Here is a 659-nt window from a genome sequence, read left to right on the forward strand (position 1 = left end):
GGATATCGACGTTGTCGTTATGGCCGAGGCGCGTCAGCAACCGCGACAGCGTGGCTTGAGACGGCAGGGAAAACGCATGAAAAACCGCTCTACGACGGGCCTCGTAGCGCTTTACCAGTAGGAGATAATGTGGTCATCTAGCAGCTTTTGCTCATGGATGGCCCGATGCTGACCCCCTCGCTTATGCACCATTTATCGATTGTTCCCGACTTCCGCCAAGCTTGGAAAGTGCAGCATCAGCTGTCGGATATTCTGTTTCTGACGGTCTGCGCGGTGATCTGTGGTGCGGAGGGTTGGGACGAAATCGAAGATTTTGGCAACGCAAAGCTCGACTTTCTGCGCCAGTACGGCGATTTTAAGGCTGGTGTGCCCAGCCATGACACCTTGGCCAGGGTCATGGCTCTGGTGAATGCCGAACAGTTGCAAAGCGCGTTTGCCGAGTGGATGAAATCGTGTCATGACGTCACGGAGGGCGCCGTGGTGGCCATTGATGGCAAGACGTTGCGTGGATCGTATTGCCGAGGAAAGGGGAAGGGTGCGATCCACATGGTCAGCGCCTTCAGCGCGGCGAATGGCGTGGTGCTGGGGCAGGTCAAGACGGCGGAGAAGTCCAACGAGATAACGGCGATTCCTGAGCTACTCAAGCTGCTGAATCTGCA

Annotated in this window: 1 pseudogene; it reads left to right on the forward strand. The window is 56.4% G+C overall.

The features are described from left to right. Positions 1 to 165: 165 nt before the first annotated feature. Positions 166 to 659, forward strand: a pseudogene (locus QWY74_RS10890) (ISAs1 family transposase); the annotation flags it as partial.

This window comes from Halomonas almeriensis, from assembly GCF_030409235.1.
GTDB classification, from domain to species: Bacteria; Pseudomonadota; Gammaproteobacteria; order Pseudomonadales; family Halomonadaceae; genus Halomonas; species Halomonas almeriensis.